The 1,662-nt window shown below is 64.9% G+C and carries 2 protein-coding genes; both read right to left on the minus strand.

Going from position 1 to position 1,662, the window contains the following annotated elements:
• Positions 1-343, minus strand: a 343-nt coding sequence (locus tag AAGA68_27485; protein ID MEM9388814.1) for a hypothetical protein, incomplete at its 3' end; no start/stop codon positions are given.
• Between the two features lie 511 nt (positions 344-854).
• On the minus strand, positions 855-1,662 hold an 808-nt coding region (locus tag AAGA68_27490; protein ID MEM9388815.1), incomplete at its 5' end, for a CHAT domain-containing protein.

Below are 1,662 nucleotides of genomic sequence, written 5' to 3' on the forward strand. Positions count from 1 at the left end.
GGAACGGAAGGTGGGGGCGCTCGACCAGGCCGCGCCTTTGCAGGGCTGGGATCTCCCGGACACGTTTGCCACGCTGCACCGATTGCTGGAGGCGCGGATCGGCACACCCGGCAAGCGGGAATATGTTCAGGCACTCCGCCGGGAACGCCGCCGCCGAATTGTCCGAGAAGTCGAAGCGCGCAAAGGCCGCGTGCGCCGCGTCGAGACCCGAGTCGATCACGGCGACGTGAGTCCCCTCGCTGTCGAAACGGCTCTCCAGAGCGCCGAGCGCGTCGAGCCCCCAGTTGGTCCCTTCCTGCATGGCCGCGTAGTTGTCAGCATCGATCTGCGCAGTGACCTCCACGTTCGCCGCATCCGCGGTCAGCTCCGGGATCGGCGATAGCGTCGTGCCGAGGCCGTGCGCAGCGGCATTGGGATCCGCCGCTGCGTCGGCGCCGCCTCCCGGGCGTCGACAGGATTAACCTTGAACTGCCACTCAGGTGGGGCGTCGCGGAGGATCTCGCGGGTCACCTTCCCAAGCGGGCCGTCGTCGCCCGAGGCGACACTGACGGCGCCCACCGCAGGATCGGACGCATCCGAGAGCAACGCCGCGCGGTACGTTGGCTGCTGCGCGAGCGCGCCCGCATGGCGATTAAGCAAACCGTTGCGCGTCTCGAGATTGCTGTCGCGGATGACGATGTAATTGAGCTTCTTGCTCGCTCCTCTGAGGCCCGCCCTGCCAACTGCTCACGTGCGTGCTCGAGTGGCACGGGGGCCGCCCAGACGGGACCGTGGCTCGAGCTTGTCGCCTAGAGATCCTGGCGGGCCTGCTGGCGCGCATCGTCGAAACTATGCGCGCTCGACAGCAGATTGCCCTAGAAAGATGCGGCGAACTTGAAGCCTTTCTTGTCGTCAATGTTCCAGCGGAAGCCAAGCTTCACGGGCACCTGCGATTGCGCCATGAGCTGGGCGACCGCGGCAGTGCTTCCCGAGACGGCGGCTCCGCCGTGCCCCGGTGTCGCCGCACAACAGCTTAGATAGACCATCTGGATCAGCGACTCGCCAGGCCAGCTGGTCAGCTCTGCGAGGCCCAGGCCATACACCGCGCCAGGGTCGCAGGGTAGCGCCAGAACGACAGTGCCATCTGGCGCACTGACAAAGCGCCCGATATCGCAAGCGTGTTCCGCGAAGTGGAGGATGTCGAAGCGCTTCTGTTTCGGAGGCTGCTCCGTCAGCTCAGACTTGAGCGCGCCGAGGATGTTGCCATCGGTGCTCTCCCTATCGAGGATCGTGACCTTGTTGACCGGACACCCGAGCCGATACTCCTGCGCGCTCGCCAGGTCGAGCTTGAAGCGCCCACCCTCGTTCACCTGGTCGAGCGCGCGGAACATCGCGACCTCTGCCTGGACATTGCGCAGCTCCGGCAGCACGATCCGCACCAGGCTGCACGTCCCCGAGAAGTTGACGAACTCATGCATACGTTCCTTTGTGGGCACATTTGCATTCACGATCAGGATGCTCACCGGGTCCTTACGATCCCATTTTAGAGCGTTTCCCGGCCGGAGTGAATCGGAAGGGATACCCCTGACGCTCCAAGCGTGGTTCGGTTTCCCGACGTAGATGTTGGGGCTGGGTATGGGCAAACCACGTTCCATGGATCTTCGCGCGCGGGCCTTGGCCGCC

The sequence above is a fragment of the Pseudomonadota bacterium genome (assembly GCA_039193195.1).
Classification (GTDB): domain Bacteria; phylum Pseudomonadota; class Gammaproteobacteria; order Steroidobacterales; family JBCBZW01; genus JBCBZW01.